The organism is Nocardia sp. MH4 (assembly GCF_019266065.1).
GTDB lineage: Bacteria > Actinomycetota > Actinomycetes > Mycobacteriales > Mycobacteriaceae > Nocardia > Nocardia canadensis.
On the sequence record NZ_LPNR01000130.1, the window covers coordinates 1 to 26,922 of the forward strand.

The window sequence follows — 26,922 nt, forward strand, 5'->3', positions numbered from 1 at the left end:
GTGCGGCGGGGACCGGGGCCTGGTGGGGTGGGCGCCACGGGGGCTGGGGCGCGGGAGGGATCGGCTGGGCCGGGTTGGGGCCGTAGCCGGGGGCGTGCGGGGGGTAGGGGCCCACGGGGGCGGGTGGGTAGAAGGCGGGCGTGTTGGCCGGGGGCCGGGGCAGGGCGGGCGGGGTGTTGGAGGTCAGGGCCTGGCGGGCGGCTTTGGCGAAGGCGGCGCACGAATCGAAGCGGGCCGCGGGGTGTTTGGCCATGGCGGCGGCGAGGACGGCGTCCAGGGCGGGGGGCAGGCCCTGGCGGCGCAGGGCCAGAGGCGGCGGGTTGAGGTAGAGGGTGCCGCGGATGATCTCGTTCGGGTCCGGCGAGTCGAACGGGGCGATGCCGGTGAACAGCCAGTAGAGAGCGCAGGCCAGGGAGTACTGGTCGGAGCGGTGGTCGAGTTCGGCGCCGGTCATCTGTTCGGGCGAGGCGTAGGCCAGGGTCGCGGTGAACATGCCCTGCTGGGTCAGGTGGGTGGAATCGGCGCGCAGGCGGGCGATACCGAAGTCGGTCAGGAACATCCGCTCGCCCTGACCGCCGCCGGAGCGGGCCAACAGGATGTTGGCCGGCTTCACGTCCCGGTGCAGCACTCCCCTGCTGTGCGCGTAATCCAGTGCGTCGGCGACCCCTTCGACGATCTGCACGGCCCGTTCCGGCGGCAGTGTCATGGGATCGACGGTCGCCGCGTCGATCCCGTCGACATACTGCATGCTGATCCACAGCTGCTCGCCCTCGGTGCCGCGGTCGAAGACGGTGACGATGCCGGGATGATCGAGCCCGGCCGCCAGATCCGCTTCCCGTTCGAAGCGGGCGCGCACCCGTTCGTCGGCGAACAGATCGCGGTTGAGCAGCTTGAGCGCGGTCAACCGGTCCAGCCGCGGATGCCGCGCCAGATACACCGTGCCCATGCCGCCCTGGCCGAGCATCCGCTCGATGGTGAACCCGGCGAACACCTCACCGATGTCGAGCACTGCGACCCCCTTCCGGCGCCTGTGGCGGACCAGCATGGCACCCGCGCAGCGGTGTGACCACGTTCATTCGAATTCTCGCCGAAAATCGGTGAAACTTGCTAACGGTCGTCCGGTATTGTCCGGGCGCGCTCGACGAGTAGTTTGCACCGCCGGAGCAGGGCGCCGACGCGCAGTGGGTGGTGGGGAGGATTCGGTGGTGAAGTCGACCGGAAAGGCGGCTGCCTGTCGCAGGCTGCTGCAGTGTGTGGTGCTGGCATCGGCCGCGCTGTCCGCCTCGTGTGCCCTGCCGGGTACCCCGACCGCCGTGAGCGCGCCCACGGTCACGGTGAACAGCGAAGACGCCTGGCACCCCGGCCTGTCCATCATGCTGCCCGATTCGCTGGCCGCGGAGTTCACCCAGCTGCAGGCGCAACTGCCGGGCCAGGTCGGCATGGCGCTGATGCCGGTCGGCGGCGGCCGGATGACGATCTACGGCGACTGGACCACCGGCATCGCCTGGTCGACGATCAAGGTCCCGTTGGCGGTAGCCGCGCTGCGCCACGATCAGGACCAGTCCATCTTCGAGATGGTGCAGGCCGCGATCACGGTGTCGGACAACGACGCCGCCGAGGGCCTGTGGCAATCCCTGGGCGACGGCGAGGAAGCCGCCGAGGCCGTGCAGGAGGTCCTCGACGAGGCGGGCGACATCTCCACCGGCAAGGAGAATCTGCGCACCGAACTCGACTACACGTCCTTCGGCGGCACCGAATGGTCGCTGGCCAATCAGGTCCGCTTCGCCTCGCGCCTGCCCTGCCTGCCGCACACCGAGCTGGTCCGGCAGCTGATGGGCGAGATCACCCCCGAGCAGGGCTGGGGGCTGGGTCAGCTCGACGGCACCGAGTTCAAGGGTGGCTGGGGCCCCGACGACGACACCGGCGTCTACACGGTGCGCCAGTTCGGGCTGGTGCCGGTCGGCAGCGGCCTGCTGGCGGTCGCTCTTGCCGCGCAAGCGGATTCGGGCACCTTCGACGACACCACCGCGCTGCTGGACCGGATGGCGCTGCTGCTGTCGCGGCACCTGCCGGAGCTGCGCGGCGGCGTCTGCCCGCGCTGAGCGCACCGGCTCAGCCGGGGACGACCAGGCCGGATTCATAGGCCAGCACCACCGCCTGCGCCCGGTCGCGCAGGCCGAGCTTCGAGAAGACCTTGGAGACATGGGTTTTCACGGTCTGCTCGGCGACGAACAGCGCCTCGGCGATCTCGGTGTTGGACAGGCCCTTGGCCACCAGCTCGAGCACTTCGCGTTCGCGCGGGGTCAGCGAGGTGAGCGCGGGGGCGGCGGGCGTGCGCACGGTGTTGCGCCTGCGGGTGACATCGGCGATCAGGCGACGGGTGATGGTCGGCGCGAGCAGCGCCTCACCGTCGGCGACGACGCGGACCGCGCGCACCAGTTCCTCGGCGGGCGCGTCCTTGAGCAGGAACCCGCTCGCGCCCAAGCTCAGCGCCTCGTAGACGTAGTCGTCGATGTCGAAGGTGGTCAGCATCAGCACCCGCACCGGCGGATCGAAGCCGGCGGCGAGGATGGCCCGGGCGGCGTCGAGACCGTTCATCTCCGGCATGCGCACATCCATGAGCACCACGTCGGGGCGCAACCGCTTGGCCTCGGCCACCGCGACCCGGCCATCCGGCGCGTCACCGATGACGCTGATGTCGGGCTGGGCGGCCAGCAGCGCGCCGAAACCCTGCCGCACCATCGCCTGGTCGTCGGCGATCAAAACGGTAATAGCCACTCGACCACCCTAATGGGCGCGCGGACGAGGCGAAGGGGCCTACGGTGTGGGCAGTTTCGCCGAGACCTCGAACCCGCCGTCCGGAGTGGGTCCGGCCGCCAGCTCGCCGCCGACCGCCTCGACCCTGGTCCGCATGCCGTCGATCCCGTGTCCGCCGCCCGCGCCGGGCCCGCCGACGGCCGCCGCGGCCGCGTTGCGCACGGTCACCATCACCATCCCGGGATCGACCGCGACGGCGACGTGCACCGGCGCGCCCGGCGCGTGCCTGGCCGAGTTCGCCATCGACTCCTGCACCACCCGGTAGACGGTCAGCCCGGTCGTCTCCGGCACCGCCGCCAGCTCACCGCGCACACTCCACTCGACCGGCAGACCCGCCCGCTGGGCCGAGGCGCACAGCTCGGGCACGTCGGCCGCACGCGGCTGCGGCGCGTGCTCGGGCAGCTGACCGTCGCTGCGCAGCACCCCGAGCAGCCCGCGGATCTCGTTGAGCGCGGTGCGCGCGGTGGCGCCGATGGACTCGAATTCCGCGCGCGCGGCCGGGTCGAGATCGTCGATCCGGTAGGGCGCGGTCTGCGCCTGCACCACCACCATGGACATGTGATGGGCGACCACGTCGTGCAGGTCACGGGCGATGCGCGCCTTCTCCTCCAGGATCGCCCTGCGCGCGCGTTCGAGCTCGGTGACCTCTTCCTGGCGCTCCAGCTTGCGGCGCGAGGCGACCACGGTGCGCAGCAGGTACCCGAACAGCGCGAGCGCGCCGAAGCCGACCACCCAGCCCCACAGCGGCCCGTCGGCGGATCCGGGCATGGTGGTGGCGAACAGCATCGACTGGGCCGCCCAGGCCACCACGATGATCGGTACCGCCGCCCGCAGCGCCACCGCGAACAGCAGCACGAACAGCACGATGACGTGCACGACCTGGAACGGCAGGTCGTTGTCGGGCAGCGGCGTCATGGCGATCGAGAACAGCAGCGCCGCGCCCGCCGAGATCGCCCAGCCCAGGGCCGGGTTGACCCGCACGAACAGGATCGGGAACACCGCCATCGCCGCCAGCAGCGGGGCCAGGCCCGCGGGCACGTCGTGGGTGACGAACAGGGTGGGCCAGGCCACGCTGTACAGGATCAGCGCGACCGCGACCGTCGCGAGGTCGAACCACGTGCGAGCGGTGATGCGGCGCGCGACGGGGCGCAGTTGTCCGGGCATGGCTCGAGCCTACGAACCGTCCGGTCAGCGGACCTCATACCCACGAACGATTTCGGACCCCCTACCCTGGTGTGACCCCGGCGCCGGGTCACCCGCCCGCGCGCCCCGAGAACCGGTCCACAGCGGGATGCCCGCCACCGGACCCGCTCCTTATCGTCGGAGGCCATGAACACCCCGCTTCGCCAGGTACCCGCCGCTCGCCGTGCCCGTACCGCCGTCTCCGCCGCCTCGTCGAACACCGGTACCCCGGCCGAAGCCGCGCATCGCCGCCGCAGCGGTGTCGCCCTGTGTACCGCGGGCCTGGCCATGGCCGCCGCCGTCGTCATGTCCGCGCCCGGCGCCATGGGCACCACGCCCGGTGGCGGCACCGAGAACGCGGCCGCGGCCGCGGTGGTGCGCGCGCTCACCGACGACGACCCCGACGCCACCGCGCTGATCCCGCGCGACTTCGGCTACAAGTTCGGCTACGACCCGGCCCAGCAGGACGGCCTGCTGGTCAACCCGAACGGTAGCTGCTCGTCCCCGGTGACGCTGCCCGCCGAGTTCGGCCCCGCCTGCAAGGCCCACGACCTGGGCTACGACATGCTGCGCTACGCCGAACGGGTCGACGAGCCGCTGGGCCCGTGGGCGCGGCGCGCGGTGGACGCGGCGCTGAACCGGCGCATCCACACGGCCTGCGAGTCGCGCGACGACGAGTTCTCCCGGGCCCGCTGCGGGGTGATGGCCGATATCGCCTTCACCGCGGTCGACGTGAACTCGCGCAGGCAGGAGTACGGCGCCCCGGTGGTGGAGAACGTCTTCGCCACGACCGACCCGGCCGACCGCCCGAACCTGTGGCCGCTGGCCCGGACCGTGCTCGGCCTGTTCGCGGTGACGGCGGCCTCGGCGGTGATCATCGACGCCCTGCGCAAGCGCAGGCGGCGGCTGGTCTGACCCGGTTGCCGAAAACTAGAACATGTCCTAGTTTTTCCGCATGGCCCTCACTATCGACGAAACGATCGAGATCGACGCCCCCGCCGAGACGGTGTGGCGGGTGCTCACCGATTTCGACCGCTACGGCGAATGGAACACCTTCTGTTACGAGGCGGCGACCACGCTGGAACCCGGCTCGCCCATCGACATGCGGGTGCAACTCGGCCCCAACCGGCGCCCGCAGCGGGAGTGGATCCGCAGCCACACCCCGGGCACCGAGTTCAGCTACACGATGAAGCCGGTGCCGCTGGGCGCCCTGCACAGCCTGCGCTCGCACACCGTGGTCGCGCTCGGCCCCAACCGCACCCGCTACGAGTCGCGGTTCACCCTGGCCGGCTGGCTCAGCCCCGTCGTCGAACTCGCCCTCGGCAAGCATCTGCGCGCCGGTTTCGCCGCGATGACCGCCGGCGTCGGCAAGCGCGCGACCGAAATCTGAAAAACGGGGTGCGCCAGGCCGATTCGGCCCAGCGCACCCGCTCGGTTCCGACGCTAGAGGCCCGCGGGCGCGGGCAGCGCGCCGCGCGCCGCCTCGTAGGCCGCGCCCACCCGGTACAGGCGATCGTCGGCCAGCGCGGGGGCCATGATCTGCAGGCCCACCGGCAGGTTGTCGTCGGCCGACAGGCCCGACGGCACCGACATGCCGCAGTGCCCGGCCAGGTTGGTCGGCAGCGTGCACAGGTCCGACAGGTACATGGCCAGCGGGTCGTCGACCTTCTCGCCCAGCTTCCACGGGGTGAACGGGCTGGTCGGCGAGACCAGCACGTCGACCTGCTCGTAGGCGGCGTCGAAGTCGCGCGCGATCATCGTGCGGACCTTGAGCGCCTGACCGTAGTAGGCGTCGTAGTAGCCGGCCGAGAGCGCGTAGGTGCCGATGATGATGCGGCGCTTCACCTCGGGACCGAAACCGGCCTCGCGGGTCAGCGACATCACCTGGTCGGCGCTGTGGCTGCCGTCGTCACCGACGCGCAGGCCGTAGCGCATGGCGTCGAAGCGCGCCAGGTTCGACGACACCTCCGACGGCATCACCAGGTAGTACGACGACAGCGCGTATTCGAAGTTCGGGCACGACACCTCGATCACCTCGGCGCCCAGTTCCTTCAGCACCGCGACCGCGGCGTCGAAGGAAGCGAGCACGCCGGGCTGGTAACTGTCGGAATGCAATTCGCGCACCACGCCGACGCGCACGCCGGTCAGGTCGCCGTTGGCGCCCTGCTCGGCCGCGGCGACCACCGGGGCCACCGGCACGTCACGGGAGGTGGAGTCACGCGGGTCGTAGCCGGCGATCACCTCGTGCAGCAGCGCGGTGTCGAGCACCGTGCGACCGCACGGACCGCCCTGGTCCAGCGACGACGCGCAGGCGACCAGGCCGTAGCGCGAGACGGTGCCGTAGGTGGGCTTCACGCCGACCGTCGCGGTGACCGCGGCGGGCTGACGGATGGAGCCGCCGGTGTCGGTGCCGATCGCCAGCGGCGCCTGGAACGAGGCCAGCGCCGCCGCCGAACCTCCGCCGGAACCACCCGGGATGCGGGTGGTGTCCCACGGGTTGCGGGTCGGGCCGTAGGCCGAGTTCTCGGTGGAGGAGCCCATCGCGAACTCGTCCATGTTGGTCTTGCCCAGGATCGGGATGCCCGCGGCGCGCAGCCGCGAGGTGACCGTCGCGTCGTAGGGCGACATCCACCCCTCCAGCACCTTCGAGGCGCAGGTGGTCGGCATGTCCGTGGTGGTGAAAACGTCCTTGAGCGCCAACGGAACTCCCGCCAGCGGCGAGGCGGGCGTCTCGCCGGCGGCCAGCGCGGCGTCGACCACGGCGGCCGCGGCCAGCGCCTCGTCCCCCGCGACGTGCAGGAACGCGTTGAGCTCACCGTCGACCGCGGCGATCCGATCCAGGTGCGCGCGGGTGACCTCGGTGGAGGACACCTCGCCGCCGTGGATCTTGGCCGCCAGCTCGGCGGCCGACAGCTGGGTCAACTCGCTCATTCGCCCTCTCCCAGGATCTGCGGGACCAGGAAACGCTGTTCTTCCACGGCGGGCGCCTGGTCCAGCGCCTGCTCGGGAGTCAGACCGGGTACGACCACATCGGGCCTGGTCACATTGGTCGTCGGGTTCGGCGACGCGGTGGCGGGGACGTCGGCGGCGACCTCGGAGATGGTCCGCACGTGGCTGAGGATCGAATCCAGCTGACCGGCGAACTGGTCGAGTTCGGCGTCGGTCAACGCCAGCCGGGACAGCCGGGCGAGGTGAGCGACCTCGTCACGGGAGATTGCGGGCACCGCGGGACCCCTTTCGGCTTAGGTATGGGAACTAGTTGCCCACAGCCTATCGAGGGCGGGTGACGGGGCCGGACGCACCCGCCTCGCGCGAAAGTTCGCGCATGTCGCGCCCAGGGGCGCATACTTCGACTCGATAGCCCGCGCTCGGGGGTGTAAGTATTGCGTCACCGGGTATTCGTGTCGAACAGCCCCGGCCGCCTAGGAAAGGAACGCACGTGTCATACCTGCTCCGCGTGCAACTTCCGGATCGACCGGGAAGCCTCGGCTCCCTGGCACTCGCCCTCGGCGGGGTCGGCGCGGACATCCTCTCGCTCGACGTCGTGGAGCGTGGCGCCGGTTTCGCCATCGACGATCTGGTGGTCGAGGTGCCCACCGGCGCGCTGCCCGACACCCTCATCACCGCCGCGGAGTCCGTGCACGACGTGAGCGTCGACTCGATCCGGCCCTACTCCGGCGTCCTGGACACCCACCGCGAGCTCGAGCTGATCGATCAGGTCGCCAGTGCGCGGGACGATCGCCTGCAGGTGCTCGTCGACGGTGTGCCGCGGGTCCTGCGGGTGGGCTGGTCCACGATCATCGGCATGAGCCCCGGCGGCGCCTACCGCGTGGTCGGCAGCCCGAGTGCCCCTGAGACGCAAGCGGGTTCGGCACCGTGGATGCCACTGGAGAAGCCGTCGTGGCTCGACGGCGAAGCCGACTGGGTACCGCAGATCTGGCGCGACATGGACACCAAGCTGGCCGCCGCCCCGCTGGGCAACACCGGCAAGTCGCTGCTGCTCGGTCGTCCGGGCGGCCCGGATTTCCGCCCGTCGGAAGTGGCGCGGCTGGGCTATCTGGCCGGCATCGTCGCGACCGTGCTCAGCTGAGCGCGAGCCGCATCACATACAGCTGCAGTCCGTCGTGGGTCGACCAATTACGTTCCGGCACACCGACGAACCCCAACCGCTCGTAGATCCGGTGCGCGTCCACCATCGTGCCCATGGTGGTCAGCGCCACCGCCTCGTAGCCGCCGGCACGCGCCTGGTCGATCACGGTGCGCACCAACGCCGTGCCCACGCCGAGGCCACGCGCGTCCTTGGCCACCGCGAGCATCCGGAACTCCAGTTCGCCCGGTAACGCGATCTCCGCGTACGGCGTGCCCGGCTTCGCGACGGTGAGCGACCCGGCGACCTTGCCGTCGTACACGGCGACCAGCACCTCGGCCTCGGCGGCCCGGTGCGCGACGTCGCCCAGCTCCCGGACGTAGCCGTCGTCCTCGTCGACGTAGCCGTCGCCCACATACACCTGCACGGTCAGCGCGGAGATAGCGGCGAATTCCTCGGGGCGGGCGGTCCGGATCCGGAGGCCGCTCCCGGGGGTCTGATGGTCGTTACCCTGCATCCGGGCATGATCCCACCCGGCCCGCTGTGATCTGAAACTCACCCATGTCTCACCGGGATGGTGAGCTCAGGACCCCAGGTAGGACCGCAGACCGGGATGCTGGGCCACCCAGTTGTCGGGGTTGCGCGGCGAGTAGACGACCAGCAGCTGGTCGCCGATCGACGGCCACTGCGCGGCGTCCCAGGCGAAGCGCCGATACACCACCACGCCGGGCACCGACGGGCCGATGAGGGTGCCGGTGATGGTCACGTAGTGCTCGCCGGTCATCGCGGGCAGCGGGCTGACTCCGGTGATGTAGAGCGAGCCCTGTTCCTGGTTCGCGCCCCCGCCGCGGCCGATCCGGTGGGCGGCCACGGCGCCGATCGTCACGACCAGCATCGTCACCATGGCCGCGGCCATCACCACTTCGAGCATGCCGCCCATGGTAGGCCCCGCGGGAATGTCACAGCGGCGTGAGCTCGCTGACGCCCTGTTCCCGGCGCAGCTGCCAGACCGCGGCCCTGGTGCGCTGCGAGCGGCCGTTGCCCCGGTCGATCAGCGCGCGCTGGGCGGTGGTGTAGATCAGTTGCGCGCCACGCGCGTTGGTCTCCGGGTTCTGGAACAGCTGCACGAGCCGGTCGGTCTCCTCCACCGGCAGGCCCGCGCCGAGATCGTCGACCGCGAGCACCTGGCCGGTGTCGAGCGCCTCGAGCATGGCGGGCAGCACCCGCAGCAGCGATCGAGTGGCAGTGGATTCGTCGGCGAGCTCGAACGGCACGTCGATGCCCTCGTGCACCAGGCTCAACCCGGCCCCGCGCCGGTCCACCATCCGCCGGTACAGCGCGTCGCGGGCAGCGCGCAGGGTGCTCAGTTCCCGTTCCAGCAGGATCGGCTCGGCGCCGCCGTGGTCGAGTCGGGCTGCCAGCGCGCCGATCTCGGCGTCGAGGTCGCGCAGATAGTCCGCGTACATCGGATCGTGTTCGGCGACGAGCAGATCCTCGATGCCCAGATCCGCTGTCCGCAACAGCATCAGCAGCCGCGCCGCGTTGTCGGGCGAGCGCGAGATGTGGCTGCCCAGATCGTGCGCGAGCTCCTCGACGCCCGCCTCGCCCTGCTGCACCCGCAGGTTCGCCGCGAACCAGCGATAGGCAGGCACCAGCGCCTCGGCGTACATCTGCCCCGCCAGGCTCAGCAGCAACGCGTTCGGCCGCACCAGCGGCACCAGCGCCGCCACGCCGTAGCGGGCCGCCTCGAACATCGGGCCGATCTTGACCTGGTCACCGTTGCGCTCGAACACGATCCGCTTGCGCGAGCGCGGATGCGTGTACAGCCACTCCGCGATCACATCGGCGTTGTCGAGCCGGAACCCGTAGGTATAGGGCACCCCCTCGGCCACGAACCCCGCCACGAATTCGGTGGGCCGGTCCGCGAATCCGAGATGCGGCCTGCGCACCGGCCCCGCGTAGGGGTCCCACCCGCTCACCGAATGCAACACCGCGTCCCGCATCTGTGCGAGCGCGTCGACCAGGCTCGTCTTCCCCGACGCCGCCACTCCGTACACCGCGGTCACCGGCACCGCGACCGGACTGCCGCCGCCTTTGCTCGACCGCAACTGCTGCGCCTCGGCCAGCGATCGGTGATTGGTCACCTGAAAACTACGCAGCAAGGGTCGTCCGCCTCTCCGAGATCCTTCGCAAGACTAGGCGACGGCGGACCCGTGCACGCGGTAGGCGTCGACGACGGCGGGTGTCGGGTCCGTGGCGGATCGGCCGTGGCCGGGCGTGTCCGGCCTGGACGCATTAGCATGCTGGGCACCGCGACCGCCCGGTCCGCGGGGCTGAGTCGGACGAGGATGGGTGCGCGGGATGGCTGTTCGGATGATGGTTCGCGGAGTTGTCGTCGCCGCGGTGACCGCGGGCGCCGTGGTGCCGGTGGTGCTGAGCGCGCCGAGCGCGGTGGCCGATCCGTGCCCGAACGGGACCGCGCGCGTGTTCCTCGGGAACGAGACGAATTCCTGTCAGGGCGCCGGGTCGGTGTCCTACACCGACGGCCCGGTGTCGAAGGTGTGCTCGATGTCGGGGACGCACGTGGCCGTCGACATCCAGACCAACATCAAGAAGCGGCCGACGCGCCATGTCGAGATCAGCAACGGGCAGTGCTCGAGCTTCGACATGAAGACCCAGATCGGCAACACCGTCACCGTCACGCCGCACTGAGCGCGGACACCGCGGTGATCCGCCGTACCGCGGCGGACCCCGAGCCGGCGGCTACTCGTCCTCGGTGAGCTCCGGCGCGGGGGTGACCGCGGCGGGTCCGAACTCGAGCAGGAGCCGGAAGCCGTCCTCGTCGAGGATGGGGACGCCGAGTTCCTCGGCCTTGGCCGCCTTCGAGCCGGGCGCCTCGCCGATCACCACGAACGCGGTCTTCTTCGAGACCGAGCCCGCCGCCTTACCGCCGCGCAGCAGGATCGCCTCCTTGGCGCCGTCGCGGGTGAAGGTTTGCAGTGAGCCGGTGACGACGATGGACAGGCCGTCGAGAGTGCGCTCGATGGAATCGTCGCGTTCGTCTTCCATCCGTACGCCGGCCGCACGCCACTTGTCGACGATGGCGCGGTGCCAGTCGACGGTGAACCATTCGACGACGGCGGCCGCGATGGTCGGGCCGACACCGTCGGTGGCCGCGAGTTCCTCCCCGGTCGCCGCTTCGATGCGGTCCAGGCTCCCGAATTCGGCGGCCAGCGCGCGGGCCGCGGTCGGGCCGACGTGCCGGATCGACAGTGCGACCAGTACTCGCCACAGCGGCGTGTCCTTGGCCCCGTTCAGATTCTCCAGCAGGCGCGCGCCGTTGGCGGACAGCGTCCCGTCCTGTTTGGTGAACAGCGGAACCCCGAGCAGGGCCTGCTCGTCGAGGGTGAACACATCGCCCTCGTCGGTGATGGCACCCGAGGTGAGCAGCGCGTTGGCGGCCTCGTAGCCGAGGGCTTCGATGTCGAAGGCGCCGCGGCCGGCCAGGTGGAAGACGCGTTCGCGCAGCTGTGCCGGGCAGTGCCGCTGATTGGGGCAGCGGATGTCGGCGTCGCCCTCCTTGGCCGGAGCGAGTTCGGTGCCGCAGGCCGGGCAGTGGGTCGGCATCACGAACTCGCGTTCGTCGCCGGTGCGGGCGTCGACGACCGGGCCGAGGACCTCGGGGATCACATCGCCGGCCTTGCGGATGGTGACGGTGTCGCCGATCAGCACGCCCTTGCGCTTCACCTCGGAGGCGTTGTGCAGGGTGGCCATGGCGACGGTCGAGCCGGCGATGGAGACCGGGGCCATCACCGCGAACGGGGTGACCCGGCCGGTGCGCCCGACGTTGACCTCGATGTCGAGCAGCGTGGTCGTGGCCTCTTCGGGCGGGTACTTGTAGGCGATGGCCCAGCGCGGGGCGCGGGAGGTGGAGCCGAGGCGGCGCTGCAACGCCGTCTCGTCGATCTTGATCACCTGGCCGTCGATCTCGTGTTCGATGTCGTGGCGGTGCTCGCCCCAGTAGGCGACCCGCTCGATGACCGCGTCGATGCCCTCGACCAGGCGGGTGTGCTCGGAGACCGGCAGACCCCAGGCCGCCAGCGCCCGATAGGCCTCGTGCTGGGACGCGGGCCGGTAGCCCTCGATGCGGCCGAAGCCGTGACAGATCATCCGCAGCCTGCGCTGCGCGGTGATCGCCGGGTTCTTCTGGCGCAGTGAGCCGGCGGCGGTGTTGCGCGGGTTCGCGTACGGCGGTTTGCCTTCGGCGACGATCTGGGCGTTGAGGGTCTCGAAATCCGCGAGCCGGAAATAGACCTCGCCGCGCACCTCCAGCAGCTCCGGGATCGGGAAGTCCGCGCTGGGGGTGAGTTCGGCGGGGATGTCCTCGATGGTGCGCGCGTTGAGCGTGACGTCCTCGCCGGTGCGGCCGTCGCCGCGGGTCGCGCCGCGCACCAGTCTGCCGTTCTCGTACACCAGGTTCAGCGCGACGCCGTCGATCTTGACCTCGCACAGGTAGTGCAGGCCGGGCCCGGTCTCGGCTTCCACCCGGCTCGCCCAGGCGCGCAGCTCGTCGTAGTCGAAGACGTTGTCGAGCGAGAGCATCCGTTCGAGATGGTCGACCGCGGTGAACTCGGTGGCGAAACCGCCGCCCACGAGCTGGGTCGGCGAATCGGGGGTGCGCAGATCGGGATGCGCGTCCTCGAGTTCCTGCAACTGCCGCAGCAGGGTGTCGAACTCACCGTCGGAGATGATCGGCGCGTCACGCACGTAGTAGCGGAACTGGTGCTCACGCACTTCGTCCGCCAGCCGCTGCCACTGCACCCGCTGCTCGGGGGTCGCGCCCACCGGCTCGGCGCCCACGGAAACCACGCTGTCACTCACCCGTCGAAGAGTAGTCGAGCCCACCGACACTTCCGGCCATCGTTCCCGCACGTCGCGGGCTCATTCCGGGGCGCTCACCGGCAGACGGACACGCGATCCCCGCGCGTGCCGGCCCGCGACTCAGTCGAGCGAGATCGACTCCGGTTCCTCGGCGAAGGCGCGGGCGACCTCACCGGTGAGGGTGAGGGCCGTGCGAGCCCAGGGCAGCGGTGCGCCGGCCAGGCCGCACGCGGGGGTGACCAGGATCTGCTCGGCCAGCACCCGCCGCGCGAAACCGAGCCGGTCGATCAAGCGGACGCCGGGTTCGGCGATAGTGCGCCAGGTGGGTGGCGCCGCCGGGGCCGTGGTCGGGGTCAGGCCCAGGGCGATCTTCTTGCCGGAGTCGAGGATCTCGCCGAGGGCGTCGAGATCGGTCGTGGTGATCGTGGCCGCGTCGAAGGAGATCGCGGCGGCGGCGGTGCGGCCCAGCGTGGTGAGAGCGGGCCGGGCGGCGCAGGTGTGCACCAGCACCGCCGCGGACTGCGCGGCGATCACCGTATCGAGGATGTGCAGCGCCTCGGGTTCGGGCAGGGCGCGGATGGTGTTGAGGATGCTGGGGCCCCGCAGGGAGCCGTCGAGCACCGTGGTGAGCCGGGGCTCGTCGAGCTGGACGACCACCTGGGCCCCGAGCCGGCGGGCGACCTCGGCGGCGTGCCGGGCCAGCCCTTCGGCAAGCGACTCCGAAAGATCACGCACCGCACCGGAATCGGTGAGGATGCGGTGCCCGCCGGGCAGCTCGACCTCGGCGGCGAGGGTGAGCGGGCCCGCCGACTGGATCTTCACCACGCGGCCCGCGCCGACCAGACCCGCTGTCTCCCAGGCCTCTTCGATGGCGTCGAGATCTTCGTGCAGCAGATCCCTGGCGCGGCGCGACACCGCGCCTGGACGGGCGGCCAGGCGATAGCCGCGGGTGGTGGAATCGAAGCGCAGGTCGACGAGCAGTGCCGAGACCCGGCCGATCATGTCGGCGCCGACCCCGCGATCGGGCAGCTCGACCAGGTGCGGGAGATCGGGGAGTTCGCCGATGATCGTCGCGGCCGCTTCGCGCGGATCGGTGCCGGGCCACGAGCCGATGGCTGTGGCGGTGCCGCCGGACAGCGGGACGACCGGCTCCGGTGCGGCGGTCTCCTGCGAGTTCTCGCTGCGCCACAATGTCACGCGCTCAACACCTTTCGATTCATCGAACGCCGTCGCCACCGAGCCGGTGCGAACATCACGCGCCACGGACCGCACCGCACCGATTCGTGCGACGCACGGACCGCCGGTCACCATCCTGCCCCGCGCCACCGCGACGACCGCTGTCGGCCCCGAGGACCCCTACTCACCGAGACGACCGCGTCCCGGCGCGGCACGCGGCGATCAGACCGAAGCGTCGGCCGCGTCCGCCGCGACACCCGCACGGTCGGTGCCGTTGATGGTGCCGCTGCCGACCACGGTGTCCCCGCCTTCGGCATCGGGTAGATACAGCACGATCGCCTGGCCCTTGGCGACACCGGTGAGCGGTTCACGCAGGCGGGCGACGAAACCGTCGCCCTCGGGGGTGACGACGGCGGGCGCGGTGCCACCGTGCGCACGCACCTGCACGACGCACTCGACCGGCGCGTCCGGCCGCACGCCGGAAGTCCAGACGGCGCGATCGGCGGTGACGACGTCCACCTGGAGGTCCGCCACCGACCCCACCCTGACCGTGCCGGAATCGGGATCGATGCCGGTGACATAGCGGGGCTTGCCGTCGGCGGCGGTGTGGGTCAGGCCCAGGCCCTTGCGCTGGCCGACGGTGAAGCCGTGCACGCCTTCGTGCTCGCCCAGGACGGTGCCGTCGGAGTCGACGAGCGCGCCCGGCCGGATGCCGATCTTGGCGCCGAGGAAGGCGCGGGTGTCGCCGGAGGGGATGAAACAGATGTCGTGGCTGTCGGGCTTGTCGGCCACGGCCAGGCCGCGCTCGGCGGCTTCCTCGCGGATCCGCGGCTTCGGGGTGTCCCCGACCGGGAACATCGCGCGCGACAGCTGTTCGGCGGTGAGGACCGCGAGCACGTAGGACTGGTCCTTGTCGGCGTCGACCGCGCGGCGCAGCACGCCGTCGTCGAGCCGGGCGTAGTGCCCGGTGACCACCGCGTCGAAGCCCAGCGCCTGCGCGCGGTCGGCCAGGGCGGAGAACTTGATCTTCTCGTTGCAGCGCAGGCACGGGTTGGGGGTCTCGCCCGCGGCGTAGGCGGCGACGAAGTCGTCGATTACGTCCTCTTTGAAGCGGTCGGCGAAGTCCCAGACGTAGAACGGGATGCCGAGCACGTCGGCGGCGCGACGCGCGTCACCGGCGTCCTCCTTGGAGCAGCAACCGCGTGATCCGGTGCGCAGCGTGCCCGGCGTCGCGGACAACGCCAGGTGCACCCCGACCACCTCGTGGCCGGCGTCGACGGCCCGCGCCGCGGCCACCGCCGAATCGACGCCACCACTCATCGCGGCGAGTACTCGCATCAGGCACCTCCTCTAGCGCCGGCCAGGCCCGCGGCTCTGGCCCGTTCGATGACCTGCGGCAGAACGGTCAACAATGTCTCGATATCGGCCCCGGTCGAGGTGTGACCGAGCGAGAACCGCAGCGAACTGCGGGCCTGCCAGGGCTCGACGCCCATCGCGATCAGCACATGACTGGGTGAGGCCACGCCCGCGTTGCAGGCCGACCCGGTGGAGCATTCGACGCCGGCGGCGTCGAGCAGCATGAGCAGCGAGTCGCCCTCGCAGCCGGGGAAGGTGAAGTGGGCGTTGCCGGGCAGGCGGCGCTCGCCGGCCGGTCCGTTGAGGACCGCCTCGGGCGCCACGTCCCGCACGCCCGCGATCAGCTGTTCGCGCAGCGCGCGCAGGTGCTCGGCGCGGGCGGGCAGCTCACCCACCGCGTCGCGCAGCGCCGCGGCCAAGCCGACCGCCGCGGCCACGTCGGAGGTGCCCGAGCGCAGGTCGCGCTCGTGGCCACCGCCGTGGACCAGTGGCACACAGGGCACCTGCCTGCCGAGCAGCAGCACGCCGATGCCGTGCGGGCCACCGACCTTGTGTCCGGCGACACTGAGCGCGGCCAGGCCGCTCGCGCCGAAATCGACGGGGATCTGGGCCACCGCCTGGATCGCGTCGCTGTGCATCGGGACGCCGAATTCCTCGGCGACAGCTGCCAATTCGGTGATCGGCTGGATCGTGCCGACCTCGTTGTTGGCCCACATGACGCTGACCAGCGCGACCTCGTCGGCGTACTCGGCGAGCACCTCGCGCAGCGCCTGCGGCGACACCACGCCCTCGGCGTCCACGGGCAGCCAGCTGACCCGCGCGCCCTCGTGCTTCTCCAGCCACTCGACCGCGTCGAGGACCGCGTGATGCTCGACGGAGCTGGTGACGATCCTGGTGCGCCGCGGATCGCCCGCCCTGCGCCCCCAGAAGATGCCCTTGAGGGCCAGATTGTCGCTCTCGGTCCCCCCGGAGGTGAAGATCACCTCGGACGGCCGGGCACCGAGCTCGGCCGCGATCGACTCGCGCGCCTCCTCCAGCGCCCGCCGCGCGGCCCGGCCCGATCCGTGCAGCGACGAGGCATTACCCACCGTCGTCAGCGCGGCCGTCATCGCCTCGACGGCGGCCGACAGCATCGGAGTGGTGGCCGCGTGGTCGAGGTAGACCGTCTTGGGCGCACCGTTGACCGGACCCGTGTAAGCCGACTTCATGACCGACAAAGCCTATACCACCGCTGACCTGGTCATCTTCGGGGTCCACCCCTGCCTTCTACGATTTTTCTACGATTTACCCAGGATTTTCAACACGTGTATCACCTATCTGATTCCCGAGTCGGCGGGTGAGAAGCCCGTGAGACGGTCGAGCCGACTCGGCTGAGAAGGATGGCAACCGGCGTAGGACCCGCAGCTCCGGACCGAGGACCAAGAGCACGAGAGACAACAGAGCATCAAAAGATCGTCGACTTCAAGGACGACCGACCACCATATGCAAGTGGCCGACCTGAGCGGACCGGAGAAGACGTCATCCGCCAGCAGCGTGGCGCGGTCGCCCGGCCACCCGGAACCCGGAAAATGGCCGCTATCGCCGCCACCATCCGGCCAACACCCGGGATCTGGCATCGTTAATCCCCCTGCCCGAACGGTACGCGGACGTTGCGTGTTCGAGATCGATGCAGTGTCCGTCATTTCACTGGAAAGGGTATGGAGCTGTCCCAGGATGTGCGCCGGTGGTCCGGAGTACCGTCATAGCCCGGGGGCACGGACGCGTCCTTTCCGGAGCGTTCGGAAACGACGACCGTTTCTCGAACGCGGGCAGGTGTGGACGACGTATAGATGCACCGTGCCGGGCGGGAGTGGCAGGATCGCGGGTATGGATCCGATTACGGCAGTGGTGGTTTCGGCGATCGCGGCGGGCGCGGTCGCGGGGGTGAGCGATACCGCGACGCAGGTGGTCAAGGATGCCTACGCTGGGTTGAAGAGTCTGCTCTCACGCAAGTACACCGATGTTGATGTCTCAGCGGTGGAGAAGAAGCCGACCTCGCAACCGAAGAAGGACTCGCTGGCCGAAGACCTCGACGAAGCCGGCGCCGCGAGCGATACCGAGCTCGGGCAGGCCGCGGCCGCGGTACTGCAGGCCGTGCGCGAGCATGCCCCGCAGGTCGTGGTCGGTCTTGATATCGACAACTTGGTGGCCGATGCACTCACGGTCACCGACATCGAGTCCGCCGGTGACGGGGTACGTGTCCGTAACACCACGATCGCCGGGGCCGCGGAGTTCTCCAAAGTGCGGGTGGGTTTCCCGGAGTCGCCGGACCCCACCACCGCGCGGGACTGAATCCCGGCACCCCCGCGCCCCCGACCCCCGTCGTCGGGAACCTCCTGTCCGGGAACACCATCGGCACGCTCAATCTCGGTGAACAAGGCTCGATGCCGGTGCGGACGGTGCGGGAGTTGGTACGGGTCTACGGGATCGAGGATCTGCCCACGATCGCCGATCTCGACCCGTACCGGTTGGGGTCGACGAGTTCGGTATTCGGCCGTTCAGGCGAGTACGGGTTGCGCGACGCCTACCTGCCCCGCACCGCCCACGACGTCGACACCCGCCTGGCCGAAGCCCTCACCGGTGAGGGGTTGGTGGTCGTGGTCGGGCCTTCGAAGGCGGGCAAGACCCGCACCCTGTTCGAAGCCGTACGCGTGCACGATCCCGGGGCGCGGGTGGTGTGGCCGGTCACCGACGGGGTCGGTGAGCTCGCCGCCCATCCACGGATCGCCACCAGCACCGACCCGCTGGTGGTGTGGTTCGATGATCTGCACGAATACCTCACCGGTACGACCGGGTTGACTCCGGCGGTGCTGGCCCGGCTCTCGGCGCGGCCGGGGTCGACGGTGGTGGTGGCGACATTGCGTTCGGAGATGCGCGCCCAGTTACGTGGTGGTGGTGAATTGGGACAGGACACCCGGATGCTGCTCGAGCAAGCCGTGACCATAGACCTGGCCTCCACCAGCGACGACGCTGACGAATGCGAGGCCGCCGATCGTGCGTATCCGGGGTATGGCGGGGAGCGGTACGGGCTGGGTGAGGGACTGGCTGGGGCGCCGGAATTGCTGGCTCGTTACGACGACGCCCGGGCCGCCGACCCCGCGATGTTCACGGTGATCGCGATCGCAGTGGACTGGGCCCGCATCGGACGCCCCGAACCCATCCCCGAACCCGTCCTCACCGACCTGGCTCTACGCGAGCTACGCGCAACCCACGCCTATCTCGACGCCACCACCGCAAGTCTGCACACCGCGATCCAGGAAGCCCGTACACCACCCCCCGGCGCCGGCCGCACCGCTGCGCTGCACACCAGCTTCCTCGACGACGACACCCGCGGTTACCGGGCTTTCGACTACCTCACCGCAGCCGACGACGGACAACACCACCGAACACCACGCCTCATCCCCAACACCTACTGGCACGACGCGACCCACGAATGCGACACCAACACCCTGCTCGCAGTCGGTGTCGCCGCATACCGCCGCGACAACACACCCGTCGCGGCAATACTGTTCCGCACGGCTGCCGAGGCCGGGAACAGCGCCGCGATGCGCAATCTCGGGATCCTGCTCGAACAGCGTGGTGATCTAGCCGAGGCCGAGTCCTGGTTCCGCAAGGCCATCGAGGCCGGGAACAACGCCGCGGCGGACAATCTCGGGATCCTGCTCGCCTATCGCGACAGAGAGTGACGGCTCGACCATCTCCGCTGATCGGAAATCGAACTTGGTCTCAACCGGTCAGCGCATCGTTGGCCGTCAGAATAGCGGCGAGTACCTCCACGCGTAAGCGCACTACGCGGCATGCGCGTGCACTGGCTGGCCGAGCCCGTGGCGGCTCCAGAACGCCCGCGTCGCGGCATTTCCGTATGGTTGGCGTCCGATCGGCTTCCGATCTAGGTTCGGCACATGGACACCGTGGTCGAGTCTGCTCCCTACCCGGAGGACTGCATCACGTGTGGAACACTTGCCGACGCCACCGTGGTCGAGATTCTCGCGGGCGGGAGACATGAGTGGGATCTTCACGGAGCCTGCCCGAGCTGTGGAAATGAGTGGTACGAGTGTGATTTCGGGCCGCCGCCATCCAGTGTTCGCGCGGCGATCCTGGCGGCCAACGGCCCCAGCGTGCTCGACCTAGCGGCCGCGAGCGTCCCGCCAGCCGCGGTAATGCGCGTGCTGCCCAGGTCCAGTCACTCTCGCTGCCGCAAGCGCGGGCCATGGCCGATAACCTTCTGCGCATTGGACTTCGAGGGACTCTAGTGGAGATGGAGTCTCTCGCACGCCCGCTTCGTGCGGCTGGTGCTGTCGTCAGGATTGGTCTAGCAGCGCAAATGACCTTTGAGGCCACGCCTTATCGGTTACTCGGAACGCATCCTAACGCGGTTGGCAGATCGTGGTGGCCGCGCGAAGGTCATCGGTCCTCTCGCGGAGCCGGGCCGGGTGAGCGTCGCGGCCGCCGACCAGGCCGCCGAGGAGCTCGGTGTCACTCAACGACAGGTGTATGCGCTGGCAACGGGGTGGCGTCGGACTTGTTGCCGCGCCGCTCATCCGGCGGCGCGCGGCTGCCCGAGCCGGTCAAAGAAATCATCCACAAGGTCCTGCGAGCCCGGTATTTGACCAGGCAGAAGCGATTTGACCAGCAGAAGCGGTCGGGTGACCGTGATCTGCCGCGAGATCACCCGGGAATGCCGGATCGCTGGACGAAAGCCGCCGTCGTGGTCGGCGGTCACGAGCCGAATCCGGCGGCTGGACCCAGTCAGGCCACCGCCGCACGCCAGGGCACCTACGCGGGCAAGAAGAAGGGGCAGCACCCCTCACCGGCCACCGTCTTGCGGCTGCTGCGCGATCACGACGTCGCCGCCACGGCGGCATCCTCGCCGCCGGGGACCTGAATGCGACGGAAGTAGCACCGGACAGGCCGTGAAAGGGAGCAGCTGGTCATTCAGGTTACTTCCGCTTGTCGTGCAGGTCAGTCCAGCGCTCGGGAGTGAACCAAGGCCGGTCCAGCCGGTATTCCTCGTCGAGGGCCTTGCGGATGCGTCGAGCTTCCGATCCCGTGTAGTAGGACTGGAAGTCGAATGTGTCGATCCCTGCGCGCTGGGCGACCGCATCAGCCAGGATGCCGTTGCGGAACTCGACGCTGCGGTCCCAGTCGACCGCGATGTGGGGCCCCGCAGTGCCGTCGGCCGCCGCGACTTCGAGCGCTATGAACATCCGCGGGACGGTCGGGATGGTGGTCAGGATAGATCGCCAGCGCGGTAGCCGTAGTCCATGACCCAGACCTTCGCGTTGCCCTCCTGGTTGAAGTAGTCCTTCAACGCCTTCCGGTACGAAGTGCCGGTGGCGAGATAGAGCCGGCCACGCGGTGGAAGTTGGGGCAGTTCACGCATCGGTGCCCCCTCGTCGATCGCTGCCGCTCATGTAGTTCCAGATTGCCGCATCGAGGGCCCCTGCACTGCAACCCAATTCGCTGGCAGCTTGGGTAATCAGGGCATTGATCGCACGGTAGTCACCACCCGGGACACCGGCGGCGCGAACGAAGCCGACGATGTGGGTGTCGACAGCGACATGCCCGGTCGAGCCGGTCAAGATCGCGATGTAGTCGACGGTCTTGGGCCCGACACCGTTGACCTGGCGCAGAGCGCGCCGCGTCGACTGTTCACGGTCACCCCCGTCGTAGCAGGCGGCCAACTCCTGCACCGTCTCGATCCCCATTGCTTGCAGCGCCGAGGTGAGGCCGGTGACGACGGTGAGCTTGCGTGATGTCGGGCGCCAGCCGAGAAATTCTGACAGGACATCGGATTCCAGTCGGCGCCGAAAGCCCGACAGCACAGCCGCGTCCGGCCACTGCGCGATCACCTTGCGAACCCGTGGGAGGACCACGGTTTTGTACTTCGTCCGTGGCTGCAGCGCGGCATCGACGATCACACCGCCGACATGGTCCCATCGGCGCTCAGCCTCGCGCGGTTCGAGACCGAGCGAGTTGGCGTATTCCACAACCTTGCAGAGATCATCCGGTCTGGTCAACATAGGCATGACATCGCCGCGCCGCGCCGAAGAGTTAGCGCCCATCCGACACCTGTTCGTCCTAGACAAGCTTCTCGGCTGAAACTACTGGAGGGTGTGGCTGATAACCCGTTCCCGGAGTCGACAGAGCGCGCCCTGCACGAGCAGCGCGCACCGCCGCCATGTGCTCGCTCGCCGCGTCGCCGCCCAATCACGCGAGCGCTAGTTGTCCGGATCGTCCGACAGCAATCCGTTTTCGGCGAGGATCCACATCAGCAGATCGCCCAGACGGGTGAAGACGTAGTCCCGGGCGAAGTCCGGGATCGGGTGGGTGTCCGACTCGAAGTGCCGGATCTGGAATTGATTGCCTATGTCGGTGAGCGTGCGCATCTCCGCCTCTACGAGGGCGCGCAGCTCTGGCGGTTTGATCACCTCGATCAGTGCGGCGATCCCCCGCCTCTTATCAGGCTTCTTGTCGGGCTTCCTGTCGGGATCGCTCACGGATTTAAGACGTTCGTAGCCGTCCCACAGCTTTTCCAGCCCGGCCTGGCGCTGCTGAGGATCCTTCGAGGTGTAGAATTCGAGGGCGTTGCGGATCAGATCATCCAGATCCTCGTCACCGGTGTCTGGACGAAGCTTTTGAACGAGGCGACGCACCGGCGCAGACCCTATCCGGACGATGCGCCCGTCGGTGTCCATTTCGTAGTTCGCGCGGCCACGGGACAGGATGAGGTTGACCCGTTTGCGGAACTCGGAGAGCGCTGATTTGCGATCGAAGCTCAGTTCCCAGTGCTTGTAGTAGCCGTGTTCTTTGACGCGTTTCGGTTTGGAGATGTGCTGGTAGGCGTACTCGAGCAGGTCGAACGCCTGCATGTCGCTCATATGGTCGGCGTTCAGCTGCTGCAATGGGATGCCGGGAATGAGCGCACGGATATCGGTGAGCAGGTTCCCGGTCAGTGTGCCGCAGATGTTGTTGCCGTCTGGGCATTCCTCGGGAAAGCGCTCGGCGAACCAATGCTCATTGATCAATCCGATGACCACGTTGATCAGCCCGTTGCGGGTGTCTTCGGATAGTTCGTCCCGATCGCGCGGCTTTGGCCCCTGCACACGATCGCTGTAGAAATCCTGATCCGCCACGCCCCAGATCATGTCACCTCCGACCTGTCGACGCTCCTTCATTTCCACTCTGACGAACCTGAACACCACGGGCATCACCGAGTAGCCAGGCGCGAGATCTGCACACGCTCAGGCGGTTCCGCCGGTGTCGGCGCCCGCCGCCGGATCAGCGCGGCGGTTGCGCGGAGGCGTCGGCCAGCGGAGCGGCTTGGCTTGGCGAGCAGGCTCGGGCGCTCGGCCGCGCAGGTACGCATCACCCAGCACCCGGCGCGCGTCACGGCGCCGGACCGGATCCTAGTGGAAGTTCAATCTCGGCGTTCTGCTCGATGATCGCGACAGAGGGTGACGGCTCGACTTCACCACTGCACCAACGCTGACGGCATCCGCTCCAATGATCAGGAACTCCACTTCAAGTACCGGCACAACGACCGTGAAGTCCGCGCGATGATCGTGTGTGTCATCACCAACCACCTCCGCCCCGAGGCCGCATACTGGTGGCCAGCAGGCGATTTCGGCTTCCGCACGGCTCACCGTAAACGTCGCCTTGAGCGGAACCAACTCCGCCGAGACCACCGGCCATATTCAGCAAGGCGACCTTCATCGTCGCCGCCTAGTTCGACGAGGCGGTCTAGACCGTTGCACCGCTCGCGCAGCCACCAGATTGGCACGAACCAGATCTGTATGGGGGTGGTCGGGGCCCAGGATCCGCTCGCAGTCGGTAAGGGTTCGTTCGAAGAGCGGAATCGCCTCGCGGAGCCGGCCCGCCATTCCATACGCCTTTGCTAAATTATTGCGGGAGTTCGGGATGCGGGGGTGGTCGGGGCCCAGGATCCGCTCGCAACCGGTGAGGGTTCGTTCATAGAGCGGGATCGCCTCGCGGAGCCGACCCGCCGCCTGGTAGACCTCGGCAAGATTGTTACAGGAGGCCAGAGTGTGAGGGTGGTCGGAGCCCAGGATTCGCTCGGAGTCGGCGAGGACTCGTTCATGGAGCGAGATTGCCTCGGCGGTCCGGCCCGCCGCCCGGTAGGCATTTGCTAGATTATTTCGTGAGGTCAGGGTGTCAGGGTGGTCAGAACCTATGATCCGCTCGCGGTCAATGAGGGTTCGTTCGTGGAGCGAGATTGCCTCGATGATCCGGCCCGCCGCCCGGTAGGCATTTGCTAGATTACTTCGTGAGGTCAGGGTGTCAGGGTGGTCAGAACCTATGATCCGCTCGCGGTCAATGAGGGTTCGTTCGTGGAGCGAGATTGCCTCGATGATCCGGCCCGCCGCTCCGTAGTCATTCGCTAGATTGCTTCGGTAGTTCAGGGTATCGGGGTGGTCGGGGCCCAGCACCCGCTCACAGTCGGTCAGAGTTCGTTCGTGGAATGGGATCGCCTCGGCAAACCGGCCCACTGCTCCGTAGGATCCGGCGAGATTGTTGCGTGAGGTCAGGGTGTCGGGGTGGTCGGGGCCCAGCACCCGCTCACAGTCGGTCAGAGTTCGTTCGTGGAGGGGGATTGCCTCGACAACCCGGCCCGCCGCCCGGTATGCCTCGGCGAGATTGTTGCGTGAGGCTAAGGTGCGTGGGTGGTCGGGGCCCAGCACCCGCTCGCGGTCGATGAGAGTTCGTTCGTGGAGCGGGATTACCTCGGCCACCCGGCCCGCCGCCCCGTAGACATTTGCTAGATTATTGCGCGAATTCAGGGTGTCAGGGTGGTCGGGGCCCAGCACCCGCTCACAGTCAGCGAGGGTTCGTTCGTGGAGCGGGATCGCCTCGATGGTCCGACCCGCCTCTTGGTAGGCGCTCGCGAGGTTGTTGCGGGAGATCAGGGTGCGTGGGTGGTCAGGGCCCAGGACCCGCTCGCGGTCGATGAGAGTTCGTTCGTGGAGGGGGATTGTCTCGGCAGTCCGGCCCGCCGCTCGGTAAGCCTCGGCAAGGTTGTTGCGGTAGTTCAGGGTGTCAGGGTGGTCGGGGCCCAGCGCCCGCTCGGAGTCGGTGAAGGTTCGTTCGTGGAGGTGGACTGCCTCGGCAGTCCGGCCCGCCGCTCGGTAGGCGTTGGCGAGGTTGCTGCGGGAGGCCAGCGTGTCGGGGTGGTCGGGGCCCAGCACCCGCTCGCGATAGGTCAGAGTTCGTTCGTGGAGTGGAATTGCCTCGGCGACCCGGCCCGCCGCTCGGTAAGCCTCCGCGAGGTTGCTGCGGGAGGCCAGAGTGCCCAGGTCGTCGGGGCCCAGGATCCGCTCGCAGTCGGTGAAGGCTCGGTGAAGGTGAGCTATTGCTCTGGAATGCAGGCCCTGGTCGAGCAGGAACAACCCGGCGGTGCTGCAGATCGCCGCGATTCTGGTTCCGGTGGACTCTTTACGGGTGGTGTGTTCAGTCAGTGCGTCGATGTGGGGCAGCAGGGCTCGCCAGGTCGGCCAAGTAACAGGGTTCTCCCTGTCGGGCAGGTCGGCATACAAGGTCTCGATCGCATGGGTACGGGCTCGTGCGATCGCTTTGCGATCACGGTGGGGATCGGTGGGATCGGGAGTACGAGAAACGGCTTGGACCAACCGGTGGATCGACAACCCGGCGCCACCGAGGTCGGGGGTGATCATGCTGTAGGCCGCCAGGATCCCGAGTGCGGCATCGACCGCGGGTCGATCTGTGGGCGAGTCGGCCAGGTTCCGGCACAGGGTGAGGGGAATGGCATCGGGGCCAAACCAAGCCAGTGCACGCAAGATCTCTGCCGCAGTGGGGTCGATGGTGGTGATGCGGTCGAGAGTGATCTTCCAGATCCGGGCGATGGTGCGTTCGGGATCGGCGCCGATCTCAGTCTGCCGGTAGGTGTAAGCGGGGTTGTCGGTGAGCATTTGCAGGTAGGCGCGGGGGGTGGTGAACGGGTTCTGTGCCAGAAACGCCCCGGCCTGCTCGACTGCCAGTGGCAGGTGCCCGAGCTCGGCGCACAACTCGACAGCACCTTCGGTATCACGCGGTCCGGTCGTGGTGAGGATGCTGGTGAGCAGTCTGAGACTTTCGTCGGGTTCGAGCACACCAAGGCGGATCACCGCGGTGCCGGGTCGCCAGCCGGTGGCGCGTCGGCTGGTAATCACGATGCGACCGGTGGTGGCGCGGGCGATCACCTCGGCGGTGTCGGTGAGGTTGTCGACGTTGTCGAGAACCAACAGCCAACCGGTGTGGGCGGCCAGCCACTGCAGAGCGCGTTCGGCCAACTGCTCGACCCGCAACACGTGTTCCAGTGTGGGCTGCAGCGCCGCAGCGAAATCGGCCAGCCCCTGCTTGATATCGACGGCGGTCTCGGCGGTGATCCACACGACGGGGTAGTGCCCGTGGGGTCGGGTAGCGGCCCATTGCGCAACGAGTGTGGTTTTCCCGATCCCGCCCAAACCGTGGACGGCTTGCACCACGACCTGTCCCGGGCGGGACAGTATCGTGTCGAGCTTATCGAGTTCGGTTTGCCGACCGACGAACTCTCCTGGTAACGGAGGCAGGTTGTTGATCCCTGGTGGAGCGTCGATCTCGCTGATCGGCCGAAAGGCCTCCGGCGGCAACAGAATCGCTCGGGCATCGTCACCGGTTTGGATCAGGTGGGTGGTGTCGCCGACTTCGGTGTGGTGGATGGTGATGCCACCAGTTTCGACATGTACCTGGTCGAAGTCATAGACGGGCCCTCGGCCCGGAGCAACACGTGGCCGACGCCACCACCGCTTGCTGGCATTGTGTTCACTCATGGGTGTGGAGGGACGTCGCTGTGGCCGGCCCGGATGTTCTTGAACACCAACCCGTCACCGAAGCGCCCTTTCTCGATCTTGATCGCGGTGCCCGTGGACTGAACCCCCTCGGCGTTCATTCCTCCCGGTGTTTTCACGTCCGACAGGTCGATTCCCACAGCAGGTTCGGGCGTACGAACAGGGGGCGCGGACGGAGATTGGCTGTGATGTAGCCACAACGACACTGCGAACGTCGCGACGGTTAATGCCGCTACCGCTACCCACGCCCACACCGAATGCTCGCCATCGGTCGCGATATTCGCCACCACCGCCGACGCTGTTGCCAACACCGCTGCCGCCCCGGTGGGCACCACTACTCGCCAAACCGCCATATCGACCTCCTGATAGGAAACACCGAGATATTGGAAACACCGAGTCCGATCTTCACAGCCCGACACCACGAAGACCAGCCCTTTCGCAAGATACCGTTGTCTGTCGCCCACTCGTTACTGCGTTGGGGCGCACAATCTTTCGCATCCCGGTCGGTCGCTCAACACACCACAACGGCAGCGCGGTCTT

26 protein-coding genes are annotated in these 26,922 nt (G+C 68.7%); 8 read left to right on the forward strand and 18 right to left on the reverse strand.

Translation table 11 applies throughout. The annotated features are described in order from the left end of the window. On the reverse strand, positions 1-1,009 hold a 1,009-nt coding region (locus tag ATM97_RS31770; protein WP_218721904.1), incomplete at its 3' end, for a serine/threonine-protein kinase. Positions 1,010-1,205: 196 nt separating this feature from the next. Here ATM97_RS31770 and ATM97_RS31775 point away from each other — a divergent pair. Further along, positions 1,206-2,102, forward strand: coding sequence for a hypothetical protein (locus ATM97_RS31775; RefSeq protein WP_218721906.1), 897 nt, complete (start codon positions 1,206-1,208; stop codon positions 2,100-2,102). A 10-nt stretch (positions 2,103-2,112) separates the two neighbouring features. On the opposite strand, the gene ATM97_RS31780 is transcribed toward ATM97_RS31775, so the two are convergent. Further along, positions 2,113-2,778 carry a response regulator transcription factor gene (locus tag ATM97_RS31780; RefSeq protein WP_218721908.1) on the reverse strand — a complete coding sequence of 222 codons (666 nt, stop codon included), beginning with the start codon at positions 2,776-2,778 and terminating at the stop codon, positions 2,113-2,115. A 39-nt stretch (positions 2,779-2,817) separates the two neighbouring features. Then, positions 2,818-3,981, reverse strand: a complete 1,164-nt coding sequence (locus ATM97_RS31785; protein ID WP_218721909.1) for a sensor histidine kinase — start codon at positions 3,979-3,981, stop codon at positions 2,818-2,820. A gap of 165 nt (positions 3,982-4,146) precedes the next feature. Between ATM97_RS31785 and ATM97_RS31790 the strand changes: the two genes are divergently transcribed. Then, positions 4,147-4,914 carry a hypothetical protein gene (locus ATM97_RS31790; RefSeq protein ID WP_218721910.1) on the forward strand — a complete coding sequence of 256 codons (768 nt, stop codon included), beginning with the start codon at positions 4,147-4,149 and terminating at the stop codon, positions 4,912-4,914. A 40-nt stretch (positions 4,915-4,954) separates the two neighbouring features. Continuing rightward, complete coding sequence (locus tag ATM97_RS31795; RefSeq protein ID WP_218721911.1) at positions 4,955-5,389, forward strand: SRPBCC domain-containing protein; 435 nt, start codon at positions 4,955-4,957, stop codon at positions 5,387-5,389. A gap of 53 nt (positions 5,390-5,442) precedes the next feature. Here the strand turns inward: ATM97_RS31795 and gatA are convergent, their stop codons facing one another. Continuing rightward, positions 5,443-6,930 carry an Asp-tRNA(Asn)/Glu-tRNA(Gln) amidotransferase subunit GatA gene (gene gatA / locus ATM97_RS31800; RefSeq protein WP_218721912.1) on the reverse strand — a complete coding sequence of 496 codons (1,488 nt, stop codon included), beginning with the start codon at positions 6,928-6,930 and terminating at the stop codon, positions 5,443-5,445. Beyond that, entirely contained in the window at positions 6,927-7,223 is a 297-nt protein-coding gene (gatC, locus tag ATM97_RS31805; protein WP_067493225.1) for an Asp-tRNA(Asn)/Glu-tRNA(Gln) amidotransferase subunit GatC, read from the reverse strand. The genes gatA and gatC overlap by 4 nt, the downstream gene beginning before the upstream one ends. Before the next feature lie 215 nt (positions 7,224-7,438). On the opposite strand from gatC, the gene ATM97_RS31810 reads away from it, so the two are divergent. Then, the gene (locus ATM97_RS31810) at positions 7,439-8,089 is read left to right on the forward strand and encodes an amino acid-binding protein (protein ID WP_218721913.1); all 651 of its coding nucleotides are present in this window, start codon (positions 7,439-7,441) and stop codon (positions 8,087-8,089) included. Here ATM97_RS31810 and ATM97_RS31815 read toward each other — a convergent pair. The 3 genes from ATM97_RS31815 to ATM97_RS31825 form a co-directional block, all read right to left on the reverse strand. Continuing rightward, on the reverse strand, positions 8,082-8,603 hold the full coding sequence (locus tag ATM97_RS31815) for a GNAT family N-acetyltransferase (RefSeq protein WP_218721914.1): 522 nt from the start codon (positions 8,601-8,603) through the stop codon (positions 8,082-8,084). The two genes, ATM97_RS31810 and ATM97_RS31815, sit on opposite strands and share 8 nt — an antisense overlap. Positions 8,604-8,669: 66 nt before the next feature. Further along, on the reverse strand, positions 8,670-9,017 hold the full coding sequence (locus tag ATM97_RS31820; RefSeq protein WP_308248693.1) for a hypothetical protein: 348 nt from the start codon (positions 9,015-9,017) through the stop codon (positions 8,670-8,672). Positions 9,018-9,045: 28 nt separating this feature from the next. After that, a complete protein-coding gene (locus tag ATM97_RS31825; RefSeq protein WP_308248694.1) occupies positions 9,046-10,230 on the reverse strand; it encodes an ATP-binding protein in 1,185 nt (394 codons plus the stop codon). 217 nt (positions 10,231-10,447) lie between these two features. Here ATM97_RS31825 and ATM97_RS31830 point away from each other — a divergent pair, with 217 nt between their 5' ends. Then, positions 10,448-10,798, forward strand: a complete 351-nt coding sequence (locus ATM97_RS31830) for a hypothetical protein (RefSeq protein WP_218721917.1) — start codon at positions 10,448-10,450, stop codon at positions 10,796-10,798. A gap of 51 nt (positions 10,799-10,849) precedes the next feature. Here ATM97_RS31830 and ligA read toward each other — a convergent pair whose 3' ends face one another. The 4 genes from ligA to ATM97_RS31850 form a co-directional block, all read right to left on the reverse strand. Further along, entirely contained in the window at positions 10,850-12,946 is a 2,097-nt protein-coding gene (gene ligA / locus ATM97_RS31835; protein WP_218721949.1) for an NAD-dependent DNA ligase LigA, read from the reverse strand. 141 nt (positions 12,947-13,087) lie between these two features. Next, entirely contained in the window at positions 13,088-14,104 is a 1,017-nt protein-coding gene (locus ATM97_RS31840; RefSeq protein WP_255588720.1) for a methionine synthase, read from the reverse strand. A 261-nt stretch (positions 14,105-14,365) separates the two neighbouring features. Continuing rightward, the gene (gene mnmA, locus ATM97_RS31845; RefSeq protein ID WP_218721919.1) at positions 14,366-15,481 is read right to left on the reverse strand and encodes a tRNA 2-thiouridine(34) synthase MnmA; all 1,116 of its coding nucleotides are present in this window, start codon (positions 15,479-15,481) and stop codon (positions 14,366-14,368) included. Beyond that, the gene (locus ATM97_RS31850; protein ID WP_218721920.1) at positions 15,481-16,707 is read right to left on the reverse strand and encodes a cysteine desulfurase family protein; all 1,227 of its coding nucleotides are present in this window, start codon (positions 16,705-16,707) and stop codon (positions 15,481-15,483) included. The genes mnmA and ATM97_RS31850 overlap by 1 nt, the downstream gene beginning before the upstream one ends. Positions 16,708-17,311: 604 nt before the next feature. Between ATM97_RS31850 and ATM97_RS31855 the strand changes: the two genes are divergently transcribed. The 3 genes from ATM97_RS31855 to ATM97_RS31865 all read left to right on the forward strand — a co-directional run bounded on the left by ATM97_RS31855 (position 17,312) and on the right by ATM97_RS31865 (position 20,423). Then, on the forward strand, positions 17,312-17,830 hold the full coding sequence (locus tag ATM97_RS31855) for a hypothetical protein (RefSeq protein WP_218721921.1): 519 nt from the start codon (positions 17,312-17,314) through the stop codon (positions 17,828-17,830). A 92-nt stretch (positions 17,831-17,922) separates the two neighbouring features. Beyond that, positions 17,923-19,224, forward strand: coding sequence for a hypothetical protein (locus ATM97_RS31860; protein ID WP_218721922.1), 1,302 nt, complete (start codon positions 17,923-17,925; stop codon positions 19,222-19,224). Between the two features lie 992 nt (positions 19,225-20,216). Beyond that, entirely contained in the window at positions 20,217-20,423 is a 207-nt protein-coding gene (locus ATM97_RS31865; RefSeq protein WP_218721923.1) for a hypothetical protein, read from the forward strand. Between the two features lie 55 nt (positions 20,424-20,478). On the opposite strand, the gene ATM97_RS31870 is transcribed toward ATM97_RS31865, so the two are convergent. From ATM97_RS31870 to ATM97_RS31895, 6 genes are all read right to left on the reverse strand, one after another. Next, entirely contained in the window at positions 20,479-20,745 is a 267-nt protein-coding gene (locus ATM97_RS31870; RefSeq protein WP_218721924.1) for a hypothetical protein, read from the reverse strand. Positions 20,746-20,768: 23 nt separating this feature from the next. After that, positions 20,769-20,921 (reverse strand): hypothetical protein, encoded by a 153-nt coding sequence (locus tag ATM97_RS31875; RefSeq protein WP_218721925.1) that lies wholly within the window; start codon positions 20,919-20,921, stop codon positions 20,769-20,771. After that, a complete protein-coding gene (locus tag ATM97_RS31880; protein WP_218721926.1) occupies positions 20,914-21,603 on the reverse strand; it encodes a hypothetical protein in 690 nt (229 codons plus the stop codon). The genes ATM97_RS31875 and ATM97_RS31880 overlap by 8 nt, the downstream gene beginning before the upstream one ends. 156 nt (positions 21,604-21,759) lie before the next feature. Next, the gene (locus ATM97_RS31885) at positions 21,760-22,686 is read right to left on the reverse strand and encodes an AbiJ-NTD4 domain-containing protein (protein WP_218721927.1); all 927 of its coding nucleotides are present in this window, start codon (positions 22,684-22,686) and stop codon (positions 21,760-21,762) included. Positions 22,687-23,250: 564 nt separating this feature from the next. Then, a complete protein-coding gene (locus ATM97_RS31890) occupies positions 23,251-26,364 on the reverse strand; it encodes a tetratricopeptide repeat protein (RefSeq protein WP_218721928.1) in 3,114 nt (1,037 codons plus the stop codon). Beyond that, complete coding sequence (locus tag ATM97_RS31895; protein WP_218721929.1) at positions 26,361-26,846, reverse strand: hypothetical protein; 486 nt, start codon at positions 26,844-26,846, stop codon at positions 26,361-26,363. The genes ATM97_RS31890 and ATM97_RS31895 overlap by 4 nt, the downstream gene beginning before the upstream one ends. Positions 26,847-26,922 lie beyond the last annotated feature (76 nt).